Raw genomic sequence first — 16,553 nt, 5'->3', positions numbered from 1 at the left:
GAAATCCCTTACTCGTCCCAATGCAAGCTGCCGGAGACTAACCCGACAACCCGCCCAAGCTCAAACCATTGCTGCCCACAAATGGTACGAGCGAGAAAACATCCAAGGCCCACGCCCCCGTGGGTGCACCCTGATTGTGACAAAACCAAGAAGCCTTGTCGCAGTGCAGCACATCTTGGCGCGTGTTTAGCGCCAAAGATGCGAGCTTCGCGGTGACGAATACGGAATGAATCGTTACTGTTCTGCTCATGAGTACCGCCACGACCGACACGCCCAAGCCAGGCAACAAGCCCGAGACGAAGTTCGATGCGGAAGCCTTCGCGATGAACGTCGCGCGGGCGATGGAGAGCGGCGGCAAGGCGCTGGCCGCCTACCTCAAGCCCCGCGAGAGCGGCGAGGTGCAGGACCGCCCGCCGGCCGAGCTTGCCGAAGTCGTCAAGACCTTCACCTCGGTCGCCGAATACTGGCTGTCGGACCAGTCGCGTTCGTCCGATCTCCAGACCAAGCTCGCCAAGGACTATCTCGACCTCTGGGGTTCGGCGGCGCGCCGCATGGCCGGCCAGGATGCCCCGCCCGCGATCGCGCCCTCGCCGCGCGACAAGCGCTTTGCCGATCCGGAATGGAAGTCGAACCAGTTCTTCGATTTCGTGATGCAGCTCTATCTGCTCACGACCAAATGGGCGCAGGAGCTGGTCCGCGACGCCGACGGGCTCGATGCGCAGACCCGCCGCAAGGCGGAATTCTACATGCAGCAGCTGACCAACGCGCTGTCGCCCTCGAACTTCGTGCTGACCAATCCGGAAGTGCTGCGCGAGACGGTGGCCAGCAGCGGCGAGAACCTCGCCCGCGGTCTGACCATGCTGGCCGAGGACATCGCGGCCGGCAAGGGCATGCTGAAGATCCGCCAGTCCAACCCGGACAATCTTGTCGTCGGCGTCAACATGGCGACGACGCCGGGCAAGGTGATCTACCAGAACGAGATGATGCAGCTGATCCAGTATTCTCCGACCACGGAGAACGTGCTGCGTACCCCGCTGCTGATCGTGCCGCCCTGGATCAACAAGTTCTACATTCTCGATCTCAAGCCGGAGAAATCCTACATCAAGTGGTGCGTCGACCAGGGCATCACCGTGTTCGTGATCTCATGGGTCAATCCCGACAAGCGGTTAGGTGCCAAGAGCTGGGAAGACTACATGAAGGAAGGCCCGCTCACGGCGATGGACGTGATCGAGAAGGTCACCGGCGAGCTGAAGGTGCACACCGCCGGGTATTGCGTCGGCGGCACCATGCTCGCGACCACGCTGGCCTGGCTCGCCGAGAAGCGCCGCCAGCGCGTGTCGTCGGCGACGTTCTTCGCGGCCCAGGTCGACTTCACCCATGCGGGTGATCTGCTGGTGTTCGTCGACGAGGAACAGATCGCATCGCTCGAGCAGGACATGAAGGCATCCGGCGTGCTCGAAGGCTCGAAGATGGCGATGGCCTTCAACATGCTGCGCTCCAACGATCTGATCTGGTCCTATGTCGTCAGCAACTACCTGAAAGGCCAGCAGCCGAGCGCGTTCGACCTGCTGCACTGGAATTCGGATGCGACGCGCATGACCGCGTCGAACCATTCCTACTATTTGCGCAACTGCTACCTGGAGAACCGGCTGTCCGCGGGCACGATGGTGCTCGACAACACGCTGCTCGATCTCTCCAAGGTCAAGGTGCCCGTCTACAACCTCGCCACCCGCGAGGACCACATCGCACCGGCCGAGTCGGTGCTGTACGGCTCGCAATTCTTCGGCGGCCCGGTGAAGTATGTGCTGTCGGGCTCGGGGCACATCGCGGGCGTGGTCAATCCGCCGGCATCGAACAAGTACCAGTACTGGACCAACGACAACATCAAGGACGTCAGCGTCGCCGATTGGATGAAGGGCGCGGTCGAGCACAAGGGCTCGTGGTGGCCGGACTGGCGGCAATGGCTGGGCGAACTCGATCCCGAGGAAGTCCCGGCGCGCAGCGTCGGCTCCGAGGCGCTGCCCCCGATCGAGGACGCGCCCGGCAGCTATGTCAGGGTTCGCGCGTAGCGGGAGCTTCCTTGCGCATGGCACAATCTTGCGCGCTTGTATAAGCTCGCTTTCAGCACAGCGATGAATGAGGGGACCGGGTTATGACGCGTGAATTGTTCTGGCTGACACTGACGGTGATCCTGACCGGAATCCTCTGGATTCCCTACACCATCAACCGCTGCCAGATTCGGGGGCTCGGCGGCGCCATGGCCAATCCCTCGCGCAACGACAAGCCGCAGTCGGACTGGGCGAACCGCCTGATGTTCGCGCATGACAATGCGGTCGAGAACCTCGTGCTGTTCGCGCCGCTGGTGCTGATTCTGAATGCGATCGACTATTCCACGAAATGGACCGTGCTCGCCTGCGCCGTCTATTTCTGGTCGCGCGTCGCCCATCTGATCGTCTACGCGCTGGGAATCCCGGTGTTCCGCACACTGGCCTTCACCGTCGGCTTCGCCGCGCAAGCCGTGCTAGCGGTGGCGATCTTCAAGGTGCTGTAGAGATCAGGCTTTGCGAACGACGAGATTCAGCATGTCGGCTGGCGTCTCGTCGAAGCTCTGGATCACGTTGGTGTCTGATGAGAGCGTGATCCACGGACCCGCGCTGGCGTAGGTCGCTCCAAGCCATTCGGGCGAGACGTAGCTGTAATAGCGCCCGAGGCTATCCCTGCCATCGTTCTCGCCCATCTTGTAGCTCGCATAGAACACGCCTGACGGTTTGAGGGCGCGATGAATCCGCGCCAGAATGCCGGCGAGTTCGTCACGCGGCACATGCAGCAGACAGGCGCTTGCCCAGACGCCGTCATAGGCCTCCTGTGCATCCAGCTGATCGAACCGCATCGCCTCGACGGGGTGACCAAGCCGGCGTGAGGCGATCTCGGCCATTTCCGGCGAGCCGTCGGTCGCACGCACCGAAAAGCCTTCGGCCAGCATCACCGCGGAATGATTGCCGGCGCCGCAGCCGAGTTCGAGAATTGCGCCGCCTGACGGCAGCAGTTCGAGAAAACTCTTCAGCCGGGTCGAGGGCGACTTCTTCCAGTCGGCATAGGCGTCGGCGTTCTGCCGGTAGAAGTTCAGCGTGGGCTCGTCCATGACATCACTCGAAGCTCTAGGTCAGTCTGCCCACTGTGCGCGCAGACATCAACCGCGAGTGTTGCCCAAAGATGACAGTGCGCCGGAAACGATCACCCAGCCGGGCAGCGCAGGCAACCAGTGCTCCGGTCAAAAGTATTATTTCCGCATCGCATTTGATTGATTCGAGGGAAACATGAATTGGAAGATCGCATCCGCGCTCGGCGCGCTCTCGCTGGCAGCTGTCGCGTCCCAGGCCAACGCCGCTGATCTCGCCGCTCGTCCCTACACCAAAGCGCCGCCGATGATCGCCGCGATTTACGACTGGAGCGGCTTCTATATCGGCGCCAACGGCGGCTACGGCTCCTCGCGCAATTGCTGGAACCAGACGGTCGGCTTCGCGCCGGGCGTTGCCGAAGGCTGCCACGATGCGACCGGTGCCGTCGCCGGCGGCCAGATCGGCTATCGCTGGCAGAGCAGCGCCTTCGTGTTCGGCCTTGAAGGTCAGGGCAACTGGGCCGATCTCTCGGGACAGAATGCGAGCACCGTGGCCGGCGTCGCGAACCGCACCCGCGTCGATGCCTTCGGCCTGATCACCGGCCAGGTCGGCTACGCCTGGAATAACGCGCTGCTCTATGTGAAGGGCGGCGCTGCCGTCACCAGCAACCGCTACCGCGGCATCGGCACAGGCGGTCTGGCCGGGGCCGAGTTCGACGGCGCCAACGACACCCGCTGGGGTGCTGCGGTCGGCGTCGGCCTCGAATACGGCTTCGCCCCGAACTGGTCGGTCGGCATCGAATACGACCATCTCTTCATGGGCCGGCACGACGTCACGCTCACCGCCAACGGCGCGCTGGCACCGGTCGGCACGTTCTCGCGCACCGACAGCATCAAGCAGGACGTCGATCTGATCACGGCGAGGATCAACTACCGCTTCGGCGGTCCTGTGATCGCGAAGTACTGAGGTCTCGTGTCCCGGACGCGCGAAGCGCGAGCCGGGACCTGGAGAGCCAACGAACCAAGCAAGAAGAATGGGCCCCGGCTCTGCAGCGCACCGCCAAGTGGCGCCGCGCTGCGTCCGGGGCACAGCCTTACGCGTCCGCCAAGCCCAGCATCAGCCGCATGTTCTGCACGGCTGCGCCCGAGGCGCCCTTGCCGAGATTGTCGAGCCGGGCGACCAGCACGGCCTGGTGATATTTGTCGCTGGCGAAGACGTAGAGCTCGAGCATGTTGGTCTCGTTCAGCGCTTCCGGCTCGATCCGGCCGCCCTTGGACGCTTCGTTCTGAAGCGGCATCACCGAGACGTATTTCGAGCCTGTGTAGCGCTTGGCCAGCGCGGCCTGGAGATCGGCGCCGCTGGGTTTGCCCGGCAGCGTGTCGAGCTGGAGCGGCACCGAGACCAGCATGCCTTGCCGGTAGTTGCCGACCGAGGGAATGAAGATCGGCCGCCGGGTCAGGTTCGAATAGAGCTGCAGCTCCGGCAGATGCTTGTGCTCGAAGCCGAGGCCGTAGAGCTCGAAGGACGGCGCGCTGCCGTCCTCGAAGCTCGCGATCATCGACTTGCCACCACCGGAATAGCCGCTCACCGCGTTGACGGTGACGGGATAGTCAGGAGGCAACAGCCCGGCGTCGACGATCGGCCGCAGCAGCGCGATGCCGCCGGTCGGATAGCAGCCGGGATTGGAGACCTTTTTCGCGGCCTTGATCTTGCCGGCCTGGTCCGGCGTCATCTCCGCAAAGCCATAGGCCCAGTCGGGCGCGACCCGATAGGCAGTGGAAGCGTCCAGCACCTTCGGTCCCGCAGCCCCCATGCTGTCGACCAGCGCGACGGTCTCCTTGGCGGCATCGTCGGGAAGGCAGAGGATGACGAGATCCACCTCCTCCATCAATGCCTTCTTGGCTGCGGGGTCCTTGCGCTTGTCGTCGGCGATCGTCTTGACGACAACGTCGTTCTGGAGCTTCAGCCGCTCGTTGATGCCGAGCCCGGTGGTGCCGGAGCCGCCATCGACGAAGACGGTGGCGGGCTTCTTGGCAGCGCTCGCGATCGGGGCTTTGGTGGTGTCCGTGAGGCTCATGGCGCGCTCCTTTCGAGCATGTTGGTTTCGTTCGCGAAGGCCTCCGGCCTCACGTCCTGCATCAGTTGGGCGATTGCCCTGGCGTCGGCGGCGGGTTGCGCACCGAGCGCGTTGGCGATCGCCGTATAGTCGGCGTCCGACTTGTGCTGGTTGAGCTTGAAGCTGCCTTCGACCTCTTCAACATTCATGACCAGACCCACGATCCCCTTCTTCAGCGCCTCGAACCTGCCCGCCGTCATCTTGCCCGACGTCCAGGGCTTCTTCGGCAGCAGCCAGCTCTCGAACTTGTCGCTGAGCGTGTCGATCTGCACCGCCAGCTCACCGTCCGACAACAGCTTCACCGGCCCGCTCAGATGGACCGACTGGTAGAGCCAGGTCGGCACCTGATCGGGCGAGACGTACCAGTCGGGCGATACATAGGCATCGGGGCCGTTGACCGCGAGCAGCCAGGACGCCGTCCCACCCGCAAGCTTTAGCAGCGGATTGTGACGGGCGACATGAAAGGCAGCCTGCGGCGTGCCGTCGGCGGTATAGGTCAAATAGAACGGCAGCGGGGATGCGACCGGCTTGTGGCCGTCAAAGGCGCACATGGTGCCGAAGCCGCGTTCCCCGGCGAATTTCAGGCTCGCGGCGCGGTCCTGCTTGAAAAAGGGTGGCGTGTACATCGTGGTCTCCTGCTGGGCCTCCTTGGGGGCCGCCGGATCAGATCGCGCTGACAGGAGAGAGAATGCCGCGGATCGGATCCAGCGGCAAAGACGATGATCTCAAACGCGATCGACCGCCCAAACCGCTGAAGAGCGGCGGCGGCGACGGGCGAACAGGATGGTCGCGGCGTTGATCATGGCGCGGGGCTATAAGGCCATATCGGCCGATCGTCAAGGTTTGGAACTGTCGGAACGACCGGCGCCCGGCCCCCTCTGCAAGTCGATCGCGCCGGTCCTACCAACGCGCGAGGCTGAGACGGCTGAAGAGCGAGCCCCAAAAGGAACCGCCGCTTCGGGTCAGATCGTATAGACGGGCGCCTGCCTGCTCGTTTCCCCGATCGGACGCCTTGCTGTACCACTTGATCGCCTGCTGGGTATCTTTCGGGACGCCGGTGCCGCTCTCATAGGCCCAGCCCAGATTGTATTGAGCCCAGCCGTCGTTCTGGTCGGCGGCCATGCGGAGCATGGATATGCCCTTGGCAAGATCCTGCGGCACGCCCTGGCCTTTGATGTACAACAGACCGAGGCTCATCTGGGCGTAGGTAGAGCCCTGCCCGGCCGCCCGCGAGAACAGATCGAAGGCCTGGGCAAAGTCCTGGGGAACGCCACGACCGTCGCGATACATGGCAGCGAGGCGCGCCTGGCTATAGGCCTTTCCCTGCTCCGCCGCCTTGGCGTACCAATCGGCCGCCTGCTTCTCGTCGCGAACTTGCCCCGGACCCGTTTCCTGGAGGTAGGCAAGCTGCTCCTGGCTATAGGCATCGCCCTGCTCGGCGGACCGGCGAAACCATCTGACCGCCTCCCCGGCATCGCGCTTGGTCCCGCTTCCGTCCCGATACATCGCCCCGAGATGGGCCTGGGCGCGGGCGTTGCCGATTTCGGCCAGCGGCTTCAACCGCTCCATCGCGCGTTCGAAATCGTGAGCAAGATATGCGTTGGCGCCCTCGGTGTAATCGGCGCTCACCTCGATGATCGAAAATGGCCCCTCGGGTGTCAGGCCGATCGGTGACAACCTGAACTCGTCGAGCTTGTCAAAACCCTTCTCGATCATCGCGGCAAATTCCGCGGGACAGACCGGCGCGTCGAACATGAGGCGTAGAACCACATCGGAGCGGATGGTCTTGCCATTGAGGACGATGGTGCCGCGGACCTCGATCCGGCCGTGGACGGATCCAAAGCCGGTCCGGCCTTCGAACGGCTGCGAATAATCGATGGGCGCGGGCTTCTCGTAGAAGAAGAGGTTATCGGGAATCTTCAGTGAAGCGATCTCGCGGTATTCCATCGGCCGGCACGCGAAAGGCTGGCCATTGGACTGGCGCACGGCCAGCCGCAGCAGCGATCGCCTTGGATCGGTCAACGGCAGCATCCTGACGCGGTTCGGTCGGTCGAGACCGACCGGTTTGGTAATCTGAAACGTGGACGTAATCGCGAAATCGTCGGTCAGCTCGCGCGGATTTGGATAGCTGTAATCGCCACTGCCGGTCAGCCCAGCCTGCTCGATCAGCCTTTTGGCGGTCATGCGCCGGTCCGTTTCATCCAATCCCTGTGCAAACACGCGTCCCAGTTGCGCACCGATACCGGTGCCAGACAGAATCGACCGTGCCTCGCGTCTGCCGTCCTTGTCGAGGACGTAGTCCGTTTCCGCACTCAGCCGAAATCGTGCGGTGTCGATCAGGGGGATGCGCCCCAACGTGCCCTTGTCGATGTTGAGGACCGGCTTGCCCGCGAGCTCCGGCGGCAGGGACCCGAAGGCAAACAGCGAGGCGGTCGGATCGAGATACTGGTCGATCTCCGGGACGTATGCGATCGCGTGGTCGAAATTCGGCGTCGCCACTTCGGTGAGGGTGTATCTGGCCTCCGCATTCACCGCGACCAGATTGGCCTCGATGCCCTGGGCAGCCAGCAGCGCCTTGAACAGGGTCGCATGCGCCTTGCAATCGCCGTAGCGCGAGGCGAGCACGGCCGAGGCCGGCTGTGACGTCCAGCCGCCGTCCTCCAGTCCGATTCCGACATAGCGGATGTTGCGGGCGACCCAATTGTAGATGCGCTCGATCTTCGCTCGTGAACTGCTCGCATCGCCCGTGATCTCCCGCGACAAGCGCGTGATCTTCTCGTCCGGTCGCGCCATGGGTGCGTTGCGGGCGTTCAGGGTCGCGGCGAACGCGGCATAGTCGGCAAATGTGCTCGCTTCGAAACGCGCGGCGTATGAGAGGACCTCATCGTCGATCTGGCCGGGCCTGGGCACCTCCAGCCGGAACCGCACGCGATGGACGATGCGATCGTTGACCCTCTCCTCCTGGTGCTCGGCATTGCGCAGCGCGATCCGCAGGGGCCTGGAGGCCGGTCCGTCCACGATCACTTCGAGCAATTCAGGCGGTCGGCTTGCCCGCTGGCTCCAGACGCGCGCAAACTCCCCTGGAAATCTCGCCTGCTTCGCCTTGTACACCAGGCGTCCGCGGATGCTGTCGCCGGCCGCAACGTGCGGAAATGCGATGATCCGATCGCGAACCTCGTCGAAATAGGGCGAAGAGGAATCCGTCGAAGCCGGTTGGTCGCGAATGGCTCTTTCGTCGACCGCGACGACGCCGCCGTCTGCCTTGTGGGTGGCAAGCTCCGTCGACGACAATTCCTCAAAGTAGCTGTTGTACTGAAACCGCTGCTGCGCGATGGCCTCGGCGCCCTTCTCGTCGAGTGCCTTGATCTCGAACTCGAAGACCTCATTGCTCAGCCCGGCCTCGTCGAACGTGACGGTATGACGCGCGAGCGTTCGTCGCCAACCCGGATCGATCCAACCGGGCTTCGCATCGGGACCGGATGAGTCCGCGGCATACGATCTCATGCACGGCGACAGCAGCAGCACCCCCGCCAAGAGGGCTGAATAAATTCGCAAGATCATCGACTGAGTGCTCTGCCAACCAATTCCGCAGCTCAACTAGCAGGCGAAAATTACCAGCAGCACTCTCGGAAAGAACGATTTTTAAGCTTCTCCGCCCCTGAATCCGTTGGGGGGCGCAGGCCAGGCGCCATCAAATCACGCGCCAGAGCCATTCCATGATCTTCGCGATCACGTCGCCGAACAGCAGCAGCGCCGCCGACCAGACCAGCGCGGAAATGAAATTGGCGGCCTGAAAGCGCCAATAAGGCATCTCGAAAATGCCGGCCGCCAGCGGCACCGAGGCGCGCAACGGGCCGAAGAAGCGGCCGATGAAGATGCTGGGCACGCCCCAGCTGCGCACGAAGGCCTCGCCCTTGGGCAGGAGTTCCGGGTAGCGCGAGAGCGGCCACATCTGGGCAACCTTCTCCTTGTAGCGATAGCCGAACCAGTAGGAGACCCAGTCGCCGAGCGCAGCGCCGATGCCGCCGGCGATCCAGACCGGATAGAAGCTGATGCCGCTCGCCCCGATCAGCGCGCCGATCGCGACCAGCGCGCCCCAGGCGGGGATCAGCAGCGAGATGAAGGCCAGCGACTCCCCGAAGGCGAGCAGGAACACGATCGGAGCTGCCCAGGCCTGGTGAGCGCGCACGAAATCGGCCAAGGCGTGCGCAAATTGCTCCATTCCGAAATAGCCTTCCCGCCTGCCTCAAGGTGCTGCTCGATGAAATCGACTGGTAAGCCAAGGACTTGTGTGACATCAAGTCACAAAACCCGGCCTGGCCTGGACCTGGGCGTCAAATTGCCGGGAATTGGAGGGCCTGCGGCGTAAAATCGCCGGGATTGGCTCCCAACCACGCGGCCCGGCCGGCCCTTCGGTAACCTTTCCAAGCCAGAAGTGGCATAGTCGGCCTAACCGATTCGCCGCTTGCGCGGCCCTCAAAGCACATCAAGATATATGTCCAAACAGTTGAAACCAAAAGCAAAAGACGATTTTTTCGGCGGTGACGAGCCGAAGTCCCGCGCGCCTGCCAAGGCGGCGTCGCGCGGGAGCGGCGGCGAAGCCGACTACACGGCGGCCGACATCGAGGTGCTCGAAGGCCTGGAACCGGTGCGGCGCCGGCCCGGCATGTATATCGGCGGCACCGACGAGAAGGCGCTGCATCACCTCTTCGCCGAAGTGATCGACAATTCGATGGACGAGGCCCTGGCTGGACACGCGACCTTCATCGGCGTCGATCTGAGTGCGGACGGCTTCCTGACCGTGATCGACAATGGCCGCGGCATCCCGATTGATCCGCATCCGAAGTTCCCGAAGAAGTCGGCGCTCGAAGTCATCATGTGCACGCTCCACTCGGGCGGCAAGTTCGACTCCAAGGTCTACGAGACCTCGGGCGGTCTGCACGGCGTCGGCATCTCCGTGGTGAACGCCCTCTCCTCGCTGCTCGAGGTCGAGGTCGCGCGCAGCCAGAAGCTCTACCGCATGACGTTCGAGCGCGGCCACCCCAAGGGCAAGCTCGAGGATCTCGGCAAGGTCAACAACCGCCGCGGCACCCGCGTGCGCTTCAAGCCCGACACCGACATCTTCGGCGCCAAGGCCGCGTTCAAGCCGCAGCGCCTGTTCAAGATGACGCGCTCGAAGGCCTATCTGTTCGGCGGCGTCGAAATCCGCTGGAACTGCGCGCCCGAGCTGCTCAAGGGCGTCGAGGACGTGCCGGCGGAAGCCACGTTCCACTTCCCCGGCGGCCTCAAGGATTACCTCGCCGCGGCCATCCACGCCGACACGCTGGTGCATCCGGACATCTTCTCCGGCAAGTCCGGCCGCAACGGTGCGCATGGCGCCTGCGAATGGGCCGTGGCATGGACAGCGGATGCCGATGGTTTCCTGTCGTCCTACACCAACACCGTGCCGACGCCCGACGGTGGTACGCACGAATCCGGCCTGCGCAGCGCGCTGCTGCGCGGCCTGAAGGATCACGCCGAACGCGTCGGCCAGGGCAAGCGCGCCTCCTCGATCACGTCGGAAGACGTCATGGTGGGCGCGGCCGTGATGCTCTCGGTGTTCGTGCGCGAGCCTGAATTCCAGGGCCAGACCAAGGATCGTCTCGCCACCGCCGAGGCGCAGCGCATCGTCGAGCAGGCGATGAAGGATCCGTTCGACCATTGGCTGTCGGGCAATCCGAACATGGCCAACCGGCTGCTCGACTTCGTGATCGACCGCGCCGAGGAGCGGCTGCGCCGCCGCCAGGAAAAGGAAACCGCGCGCAAGACCGCCGGCAAGAAGCTGCGCCTGCCCGGCAAGCTCGCCGACTGCACCGATGCCGGCACCGATGGCTCCGAGCTCTTCATCGTCGAGGGCGACTCGGCCGGCGGCAGCGCCAAGCAGGCACGTGATCGCAAGACGCAAGCGGTGCTGCCGCTGCGCGGCAAGATCCTCAACGTCGCCTCCGCCGGCAAGGACAAGCTGACGGCGAACGCCCAGCTCTCCGACCTCGTGCAGGCGATCGGCTGCGGCCAGCTCCTGCATTATCGCGAAGAGGATCTGCGCTATCAGCGCATCATCATCATGACCGACGCCGACGTCGACGGTGCCCACATCGCTTCGCTCCTGATCACCTTCTTCTACCGGCAGATGCCGCGGCTGATCGACGAGGGCCACCTCTTCCTCGCGGTGCCGCCGCTCTACAAGCTCACCCACGGCACCAAGTCGGTCTACGCGCGCGACGACAAGCACAAGGAAGAGCTGATCAAGAGCACGTTCAACGCCAACGCCAAGGTCGAGGTGAACCGCTTCAAAGGCCTCGGCGAGATGATGCCCGCGCAGCTCAAGGAAACCACCATGGATCCGAGCAAGCGGACGCTGCTCAAGGTGGTCCTGCTGCCCGACGACCGCGACACCACCGCGGATTCGGTGGAGCGCTTGATGGGCACCAAGGCCGAGGCTCGCTTCGCCTTCATCACGGACAAGGCCGAGTTTGCCAGCGAGGAGCTGCTGGACGTCTGAGACTGCGATCTCCCGCCAAAAAGCCCCGGCTCAGGTCCGGGGCTTTTTCGTGTGGGGGCGACGGTACAACCCCGTTTTGGCGATTCGTATTTGGCGATCCCGCGACTCGGCCAGCGACTCACGGGCACCAGGGCTGAGGCAGGATTGCCTCCGTTTCGGACAAAGCCGGATTTGCTAACGAAAGCTTACCCGGACCAAGTCCCCGGACACCCTCATAACTTGTTGAAATTATACCGATTTCCTTGAATCAAGGTTTGTCGCCGCCGAACCCGCCTGACAGGCGTTTTCCGCCAACTGTGCCTGCCCTGCAACAGCATTTCGACGAGAACCGTCTATAGTTCGGGCATCAGTTGACACGAACTCCAGTGCGCTCGCGCCTGCTACAGACCAAGGTTGGGGATTTTAAAATGAAGAAGATTGTTCTCGCACTGACCGCGGTTGCCGCGATGACCGGTTCGGCCTCGGCAGCTGACCTGGCTGCCCGTCCCTACGTCAAGGCCCCGATGGCTGCTCCGGTTGCCAACTGGACCGGCTTCTACATCTTCGGCGGCGCCGGCGGTGGCCTGTCGAATGCTGACCAGTCCGTCCAGACCACGGTCGGCGCGGTTCCGCTGACGATCGCCCAGCGTCAGGGCGGTTCGGGTTGGTTCGGCACCGTCGGTCTCGGCTACGACTGGCAGTTCAACGGCACCTGGGTTGCCGGCGTGTTCGCCGACGGTCAGTTCGGCAGCATCCGCGCCACGATCCAGGATCCGATCTTCGGCATCACCGGCAGCCAGAAGCTGGAAGACTCCTGGGCCGCTGGTGTTCGCCTCGGCTGGCTGGTCGCTCCGAACGTTCTCTCCTATGTCAACGGCGGTTACTCTGGCGCGCACTTCGGCCAGACCAACTTCCTGACCTTGGCTGGCGCGCCGGCCGGTGCTCACCTCGGCAGCTACAACCGCAACGGCTGGTTCGTCGGCGGCGGCGTCGAGAACAGCCTGAACATCTTCGGCATCTCCTCGCCCGGCTGGTTCATGAAGACCGAATATCGTTCGGCCTTCTACAACGCCAAGACGCAGGACGAGCTGATCGACGGCACCAACCTGCCGACCGGTAACAGCATCCGCGCCAACAGCTGGAACCAGACGATCTCGACTTCGCTGGTCTACCGCTTCAACTGGACCGGCCCGGTCGTCGCCAAGTACTGAGCTGAACTTACCTTCAGACGTCAAAGCCCCGGCATTGTCCGGGGCTTTTTCGTTGCGGGGGGCTTCTAGCGACCGACGCTTGCTTTCAGCGATCGGTACGCCTGCGATGGTGAGGCCTAGTCACGCGGTAACACGGCTTCGCTGCGCATGACGCGGAATGACGGCATAGGCCGCGACCAGCGCGGACCGCAGCGGTGATGCCCAGGATTGCCTTGCGCATGGACAGGCGTCCTCCCCCGGCGTTCGCGGCCATTGTAACCGCACCGAAGCTACGGCTAGTCTGGCGGGAAGTTTTCGTGGCTGCGGCGATCGTTCATGCCGTGGGCCGCGACAGAAGCAGACCAACGGGGAGGAATGCATGCGCAGATTTCTGCTTGTCGCAGGCCTGTTTGTCCTCGCCGTCGGGCTGCTCTGGATCGGACAGGGCACGGGCACCGTTCCCTGGCCGCGATCGAGCTTCATGGTCAACCAGCTGCAATGGGCCGGCTATGGCGCCGCCATGGCCGGCTTCGGACTGGTCCTGATCTGGCAGAGCAACCAATAGAAGAAACCAGGGAATACAAGCATGACATCGAACCGGTTCGATCTCCGCGGCAAGGTCGCGATCGTCACGGGAGGCAATGGCGGCATTGGCCTCGGCCTCGCGCACGGCCTCGCCGACGCCGGCGCCGATATCGCCGTGGTCGGACGTAACGAGGCCAAATCGGCTGCAGCCGTCGCCGACCTCAAAGCGCGCGGCGTGAAGGCGATTGCCGTCACCACCGACGTGACCGACAAGGCGGCCATTGCCGCGATGGTCGAGCGTGTCGTCAAGGAGCTCGGCCGGATCGACATCCTCATCAACAACGCCGGCATGAGCATCCGCAAGCCGCCGCACGAGCTCGAGCTCGACGAGTGGAATACGGTGATCAATACCAACCTCACCAGCGCCTTCCTGTGCTCGAAACTCGCCTATCCCGCGCTGAAGGCGTCCGGCAACGGCAAGGTCATCAACATCGGTTCGATGATGTCGATCTTCGGCGCCAGCTTCGCCACCGCCTATGCGGCGAGCAAGGGCGGCATCGTGCAGTACACGCGCGCCTGCGCCAACGCCTGGGCGCCCGACAACATCCAGGTCAACGCCATCCTGCCCGGCTGGATCGACACCGACCTCACCCGCGGCGCGCGGAAACAGGTATCGGGATTGCACGAGCGCGTGCTGGCGCGCACGCCAGCGGGACGCTGGGGCGACATCGACGACTTCGCCGGCATCGCGGTGTTCCTCGCCTCGCCCGCTTCGAACTTCGTCACGGGGACGGCGATTCCGGTCGACGGCGGGTTCTCCGTGATGGCCTGACGCCGTCCTGCCCGCAAAGACCTTGCACGCAAAAAAGAAGCCCCGGCGATGCCGGGGCTTTTGAATTTGGCAGTGATGGTCTTTTTTTGCTGATTGGTCGCTAGTTGCTCAGTAGCGCGCGATGACCGGCGCGTCGAACTTGTAGCTCGCGCGCACGACGGCCCACTGGATGTCGCGCGGCTTGGCGTCGAAGGTGTAGTTACCCGAGGTGCCGCCGAGCTGATAGGTCTGGCTGCCGAAGGCCGCGTAATTGTATTCGAGGCCGACGATCCAGTTGCGGGTGATGCCGTATTCCCAGCCGGCGCCGACGGTCCAGCCGTTGGCCCAGTGGGTTTGACCGCCCGAGCCCGTTGCCGGAGCAACGGTGTCGCTGACGTTGAGACGGTTGTTCACGCCGGCATAGCCGCCCTTGATGTAGAACAAATTGTTCTGCACGGCGAAGCCCGCACGACCGACCACGGTCGCGAGCACGTTGGCGCGCCAGGTGAAGATGTCGTCACCGGCGCCGAACACGGTGTTCGCGACGGTGCCCTTGTTGTCGAGGCCGGAGATCGTGCCTTCCATGCCGAACACGTAGTTGTTGGCCTGCCAGTTGTAGCCGATCTGGGCACCGCCCATGATGCCGGCGCCGCGCTGGCGATAGCCCTGGCCCGGCACCAGATCGCCGAACGGCGCGCCGAACCCGTTGTTGATGAACTGCTCGTTGGTCCAGGCGCCACCGATATGGCCGCCAACATAGAAACCGGTCCAATTGAACAGCGGCTCGACATAGGCGGGCGCCTTCGTGTAGCGCGCACCGAGATCGGCGGCGGAGGCAGCACCGGTCGAGACCAGAGCGGTCGTGCAGGCGAAGGCGGCAATCAATTTGTTACGCATGGTACACCCCGTGTCCTTTGATGGGTGCACGCTCACACGCAGTTCTTACTCAAATTTGAATCAAGAAAGTTAAGACGCCGGATTGACGGATTCGCCGCTGTGAATCCGCCCGCGCTGTTGCACACGCGCAACGCGCGGCGCGCGATTTAACGCGACATTATCCCTACCAAATCGTTGCGCTACGATTCCGGCGCGGCCTTCGAGTGCACGTGCTCGGGCCGCACGCCGAGTGCGAGCAGGCGCGCCGGGATGCCCTGGAGCCAGGGCAGTGCGGTGACGAGGCGCACCACCAGCGGCACCTTCAGCGGCCGGTCGCCGCCCTGCAAGGCGCCGCTGATGATGTTGTTCTGCACGATCACCTGCATGGCTTGCGTCATCTTCACCGGGAACTCGCGCCGGCGGCGCACGGCGTCGAGCTCGTTCTCGGACGGACAGCCGTGCCGAAGCTTGTCGGCGAGCAGGTTCGCGGTCGCGACCGCATCCTGCACGGCGAGATTGACGCCGACGCCGCCGACTGGCGACATCGCATGCGCGGCATCGCCGATGCAAAGCAGGCCCGGCCGCGTCCAGCGCGGCAGGCGGTTGATCGCGACGGTGAGCAGCTTGACGTCATCGAAGCTCTTCACATCGGCAATGCCGCTTGCGAGCACCGGCGCCATGCGCACGACGTCATCGAGCAGCGCCTGGAGCCCCCTCGCCTTCACCGCATCGTGCTGCCCCTTGGCGATGACATAGGCGCATTGCCAGTAATCGCCCCGATCGAAGGTGACCATCATCTTGCCGGGCTCGATGCGCGCGAACAGGTTCTCGGTCTCATCGGCCTTGCGGCCGACGCGAAACCAGAGCACGTCCATCGGCGCGCCGATCTCCTCGACGGCGAGCCCCGCACGCTCGCGCACGGTCGAATGCCGTCCGTCGCAGGCAATGGTGAGATCGGCCTCGATGTCGATGAGGCCGTCGGGCGTCTTCGCCCGCACGCCGGCGATCGTCTCGCCGTGGCGGACCAGGTCGACGGCCTCCGTGTTCATCATCACCTTGAGCGAGCCAAAGCGTTGGCCGGCCTCGCGCAGGAAATTCAGGAAGTCCCATTGCGGCATGAAGGCGATGAACGGGTACTTGGTGCGGAGCCGGCGGAGGTCGGCGATGCGGACATGCGTACCGCCGAACAGGCCGTCCATGGTCTGCAAGCGCTGATGCGGCAGCTTCAGGAAGCCATCGATCAGGCCGAGCTCGTCCATCACCTGGAGCGTCGATGGGTGAACGGTGTCGCCGCGAAAATCGCGGAAGAAGTCCGCATGCTTCTCCAGCACCACGACATCGATGCCCGCGCGCCCCAGGAGATAGCCGAGCATCATGCCGGCGGGCCCGCCGCCGA

General features: G+C 63.9%; 14 protein-coding genes. 7 read left to right on the top strand and 7 right to left on the bottom strand.

Features of this window, described 5'->3' with window-relative positions; all coding sequences use genetic code 11:
- Nucleotides 1-248: 248 nt before the first annotated feature.
- Together PMI42_RS06130 and PMI42_RS06125 are read left to right on the top strand one after the other, a co-directional pair.
- On the top strand, nucleotides 249-2,069 hold the full coding sequence (locus PMI42_RS06130) for a PHA/PHB synthase family protein (protein ID WP_008131607.1): 1,821 nt from the start codon (nucleotides 249-251) through the stop codon (nucleotides 2,067-2,069).
- Nucleotides 2,070-2,152: 83 nt separating this feature from the next.
- Nucleotides 2,153-2,551, top strand: a complete 399-nt coding sequence (locus PMI42_RS06125; RefSeq protein ID WP_008131606.1) for an MAPEG family protein — start codon at nucleotides 2,153-2,155, stop codon at nucleotides 2,549-2,551.
- 3 nt (nucleotides 2,552-2,554) lie between these two features.
- Here the strand turns inward: PMI42_RS06125 and PMI42_RS06120 are convergent, their stop codons facing one another.
- A complete protein-coding gene (locus tag PMI42_RS06120; protein WP_008131605.1) occupies nucleotides 2,555-3,142 on the bottom strand; it encodes a class I SAM-dependent methyltransferase in 588 nt (195 codons plus the stop codon).
- A gap of 175 nt (nucleotides 3,143-3,317) precedes the next feature.
- Here PMI42_RS06120 and PMI42_RS06115 point away from each other — a divergent pair, with 175 nt between their 5' ends.
- Nucleotides 3,318-4,085 carry an outer membrane protein gene (locus PMI42_RS06115; RefSeq protein WP_008131604.1) on the top strand — a complete coding sequence of 256 codons (768 nt, stop codon included), beginning with the start codon at nucleotides 3,318-3,320 and terminating at the stop codon, nucleotides 4,083-4,085.
- Nucleotides 4,086-4,212: 127 nt separating this feature from the next.
- Here PMI42_RS06115 and argC read toward each other — a convergent pair whose 3' ends face one another.
- The 4 genes from argC to PMI42_RS06095 form a co-directional block, all read right to left on the bottom strand.
- A complete protein-coding gene (gene argC / locus PMI42_RS06110; protein ID WP_008131602.1) occupies nucleotides 4,213-5,196 on the bottom strand; it encodes an N-acetyl-gamma-glutamyl-phosphate reductase in 984 nt (327 codons plus the stop codon).
- Complete coding sequence (locus PMI42_RS06105) at nucleotides 5,193-5,861, bottom strand: FMN-binding negative transcriptional regulator (protein ID WP_008131601.1); 669 nt, start codon at nucleotides 5,859-5,861, stop codon at nucleotides 5,193-5,195. The genes argC and PMI42_RS06105 overlap by 4 nt, the downstream gene beginning before the upstream one ends.
- 274 nt (nucleotides 5,862-6,135) lie before the next feature.
- Nucleotides 6,136-8,760, bottom strand: coding sequence for a DUF3857 domain-containing protein (locus PMI42_RS06100; RefSeq protein WP_240535210.1), 2,625 nt, complete (start codon nucleotides 8,758-8,760; stop codon nucleotides 6,136-6,138).
- Nucleotides 8,761-8,926: 166 nt separating this feature from the next.
- Entirely contained in the window at nucleotides 8,927-9,457 is a 531-nt protein-coding gene (locus PMI42_RS06095) for a DedA family protein (RefSeq protein ID WP_008131597.1), read from the bottom strand.
- A 273-nt stretch (nucleotides 9,458-9,730) separates the two neighbouring features.
- Between PMI42_RS06095 and parE the strand changes: the two genes are divergently transcribed.
- From parE to PMI42_RS06075, 4 genes are all read left to right on the top strand, one after another.
- Complete coding sequence (gene parE, locus PMI42_RS06090; protein ID WP_008131594.1) at nucleotides 9,731-11,776, top strand: DNA topoisomerase IV subunit B; 2,046 nt, start codon at nucleotides 9,731-9,733, stop codon at nucleotides 11,774-11,776.
- Between the two features lie 407 nt (nucleotides 11,777-12,183).
- Nucleotides 12,184-12,966 carry an outer membrane protein gene (locus PMI42_RS06085; protein WP_008131592.1) on the top strand — a complete coding sequence of 261 codons (783 nt, stop codon included), beginning with the start codon at nucleotides 12,184-12,186 and terminating at the stop codon, nucleotides 12,964-12,966.
- A 358-nt stretch (nucleotides 12,967-13,324) separates the two neighbouring features.
- Entirely contained in the window at nucleotides 13,325-13,510 is a 186-nt protein-coding gene (locus PMI42_RS06080; protein ID WP_008131590.1) for a hypothetical protein, read from the top strand.
- A 21-nt stretch (nucleotides 13,511-13,531) separates the two neighbouring features.
- Nucleotides 13,532-14,302 (top strand): SDR family NAD(P)-dependent oxidoreductase, encoded by a 771-nt coding sequence (locus PMI42_RS06075; protein WP_008131589.1) that lies wholly within the window; start codon nucleotides 13,532-13,534, stop codon nucleotides 14,300-14,302.
- Nucleotides 14,303-14,410: 108 nt separating this feature from the next.
- Here PMI42_RS06075 and PMI42_RS06070 read toward each other — a convergent pair whose 3' ends face one another.
- Both PMI42_RS06070 and PMI42_RS06065 read right to left on the bottom strand, forming a co-directional pair.
- A complete protein-coding gene (locus tag PMI42_RS06070; protein WP_008131587.1) occupies nucleotides 14,411-15,178 on the bottom strand; it encodes an outer membrane protein in 768 nt (255 codons plus the stop codon).
- A gap of 179 nt (nucleotides 15,179-15,357) precedes the next feature.
- A partial coding sequence (locus PMI42_RS06065) for an FAD-dependent oxidoreductase (protein ID WP_008131584.1) occupies nucleotides 15,358-16,553 on the bottom strand: 1,196 nt, incomplete at its 5' end.

Origin of the sequence: Bradyrhizobium sp. YR681 (genome assembly GCF_000282615.1) — a bacterium.
Taxonomy (GTDB): Bacteria; Pseudomonadota; Alphaproteobacteria; order Rhizobiales; family Xanthobacteraceae; genus Bradyrhizobium.
The sequence above is the reverse complement of the archived record's forward strand: the minus strand, read 5'-3'. Positions and strand labels throughout refer to the sequence as shown.

Coding starts and splice junctions, on each gene's coding strand:
- PMI42_RS06130 (WP_008131607.1), top strand. CDS start 249: ATGAGTACCGCCACGACCGACACGCCCAAGCCAGGCAACAAGCCCGAG.
- PMI42_RS06125 (WP_008131606.1), top strand. CDS start 2,153: ATGACGCGTGAATTGTTCTGGCTGACACTGACGGTGATCCTGACCGGA.
- PMI42_RS06120 (WP_008131605.1), bottom strand. CDS start 3,142: ATGGACGAGCCCACGCTGAACTTCTACCGGCAGAACGCCGACGCCTAT.
- PMI42_RS06115 (WP_008131604.1), top strand. CDS start 3,318: ATGAATTGGAAGATCGCATCCGCGCTCGGCGCGCTCTCGCTGGCAGCT.
- argC (WP_008131602.1), bottom strand. CDS start 5,196: ATGAGCCTCACGGACACCACCAAAGCCCCGATCGCGAGCGCTGCCAAG.
- PMI42_RS06105 (WP_008131601.1), bottom strand. CDS start 5,861: ATGTACACGCCACCCTTTTTCAAGCAGGACCGCGCCGCGAGCCTGAAA.
- PMI42_RS06095 (WP_008131597.1), bottom strand. CDS start 9,457: ATGGAGCAATTTGCGCACGCCTTGGCCGATTTCGTGCGCGCTCACCAG.
- parE (WP_008131594.1), top strand. CDS start 9,731: ATGTCCAAACAGTTGAAACCAAAAGCAAAAGACGATTTTTTCGGCGGT.
- PMI42_RS06085 (WP_008131592.1), top strand. CDS start 12,184: ATGAAGAAGATTGTTCTCGCACTGACCGCGGTTGCCGCGATGACCGGT.
- PMI42_RS06080 (WP_008131590.1), top strand. CDS start 13,325: ATGCGCAGATTTCTGCTTGTCGCAGGCCTGTTTGTCCTCGCCGTCGGG.
- PMI42_RS06075 (WP_008131589.1), top strand. CDS start 13,532: ATGACATCGAACCGGTTCGATCTCCGCGGCAAGGTCGCGATCGTCACG.
- PMI42_RS06070 (WP_008131587.1), bottom strand. CDS start 15,178: ATGCGTAACAAATTGATTGCCGCCTTCGCCTGCACGACCGCTCTGGTC.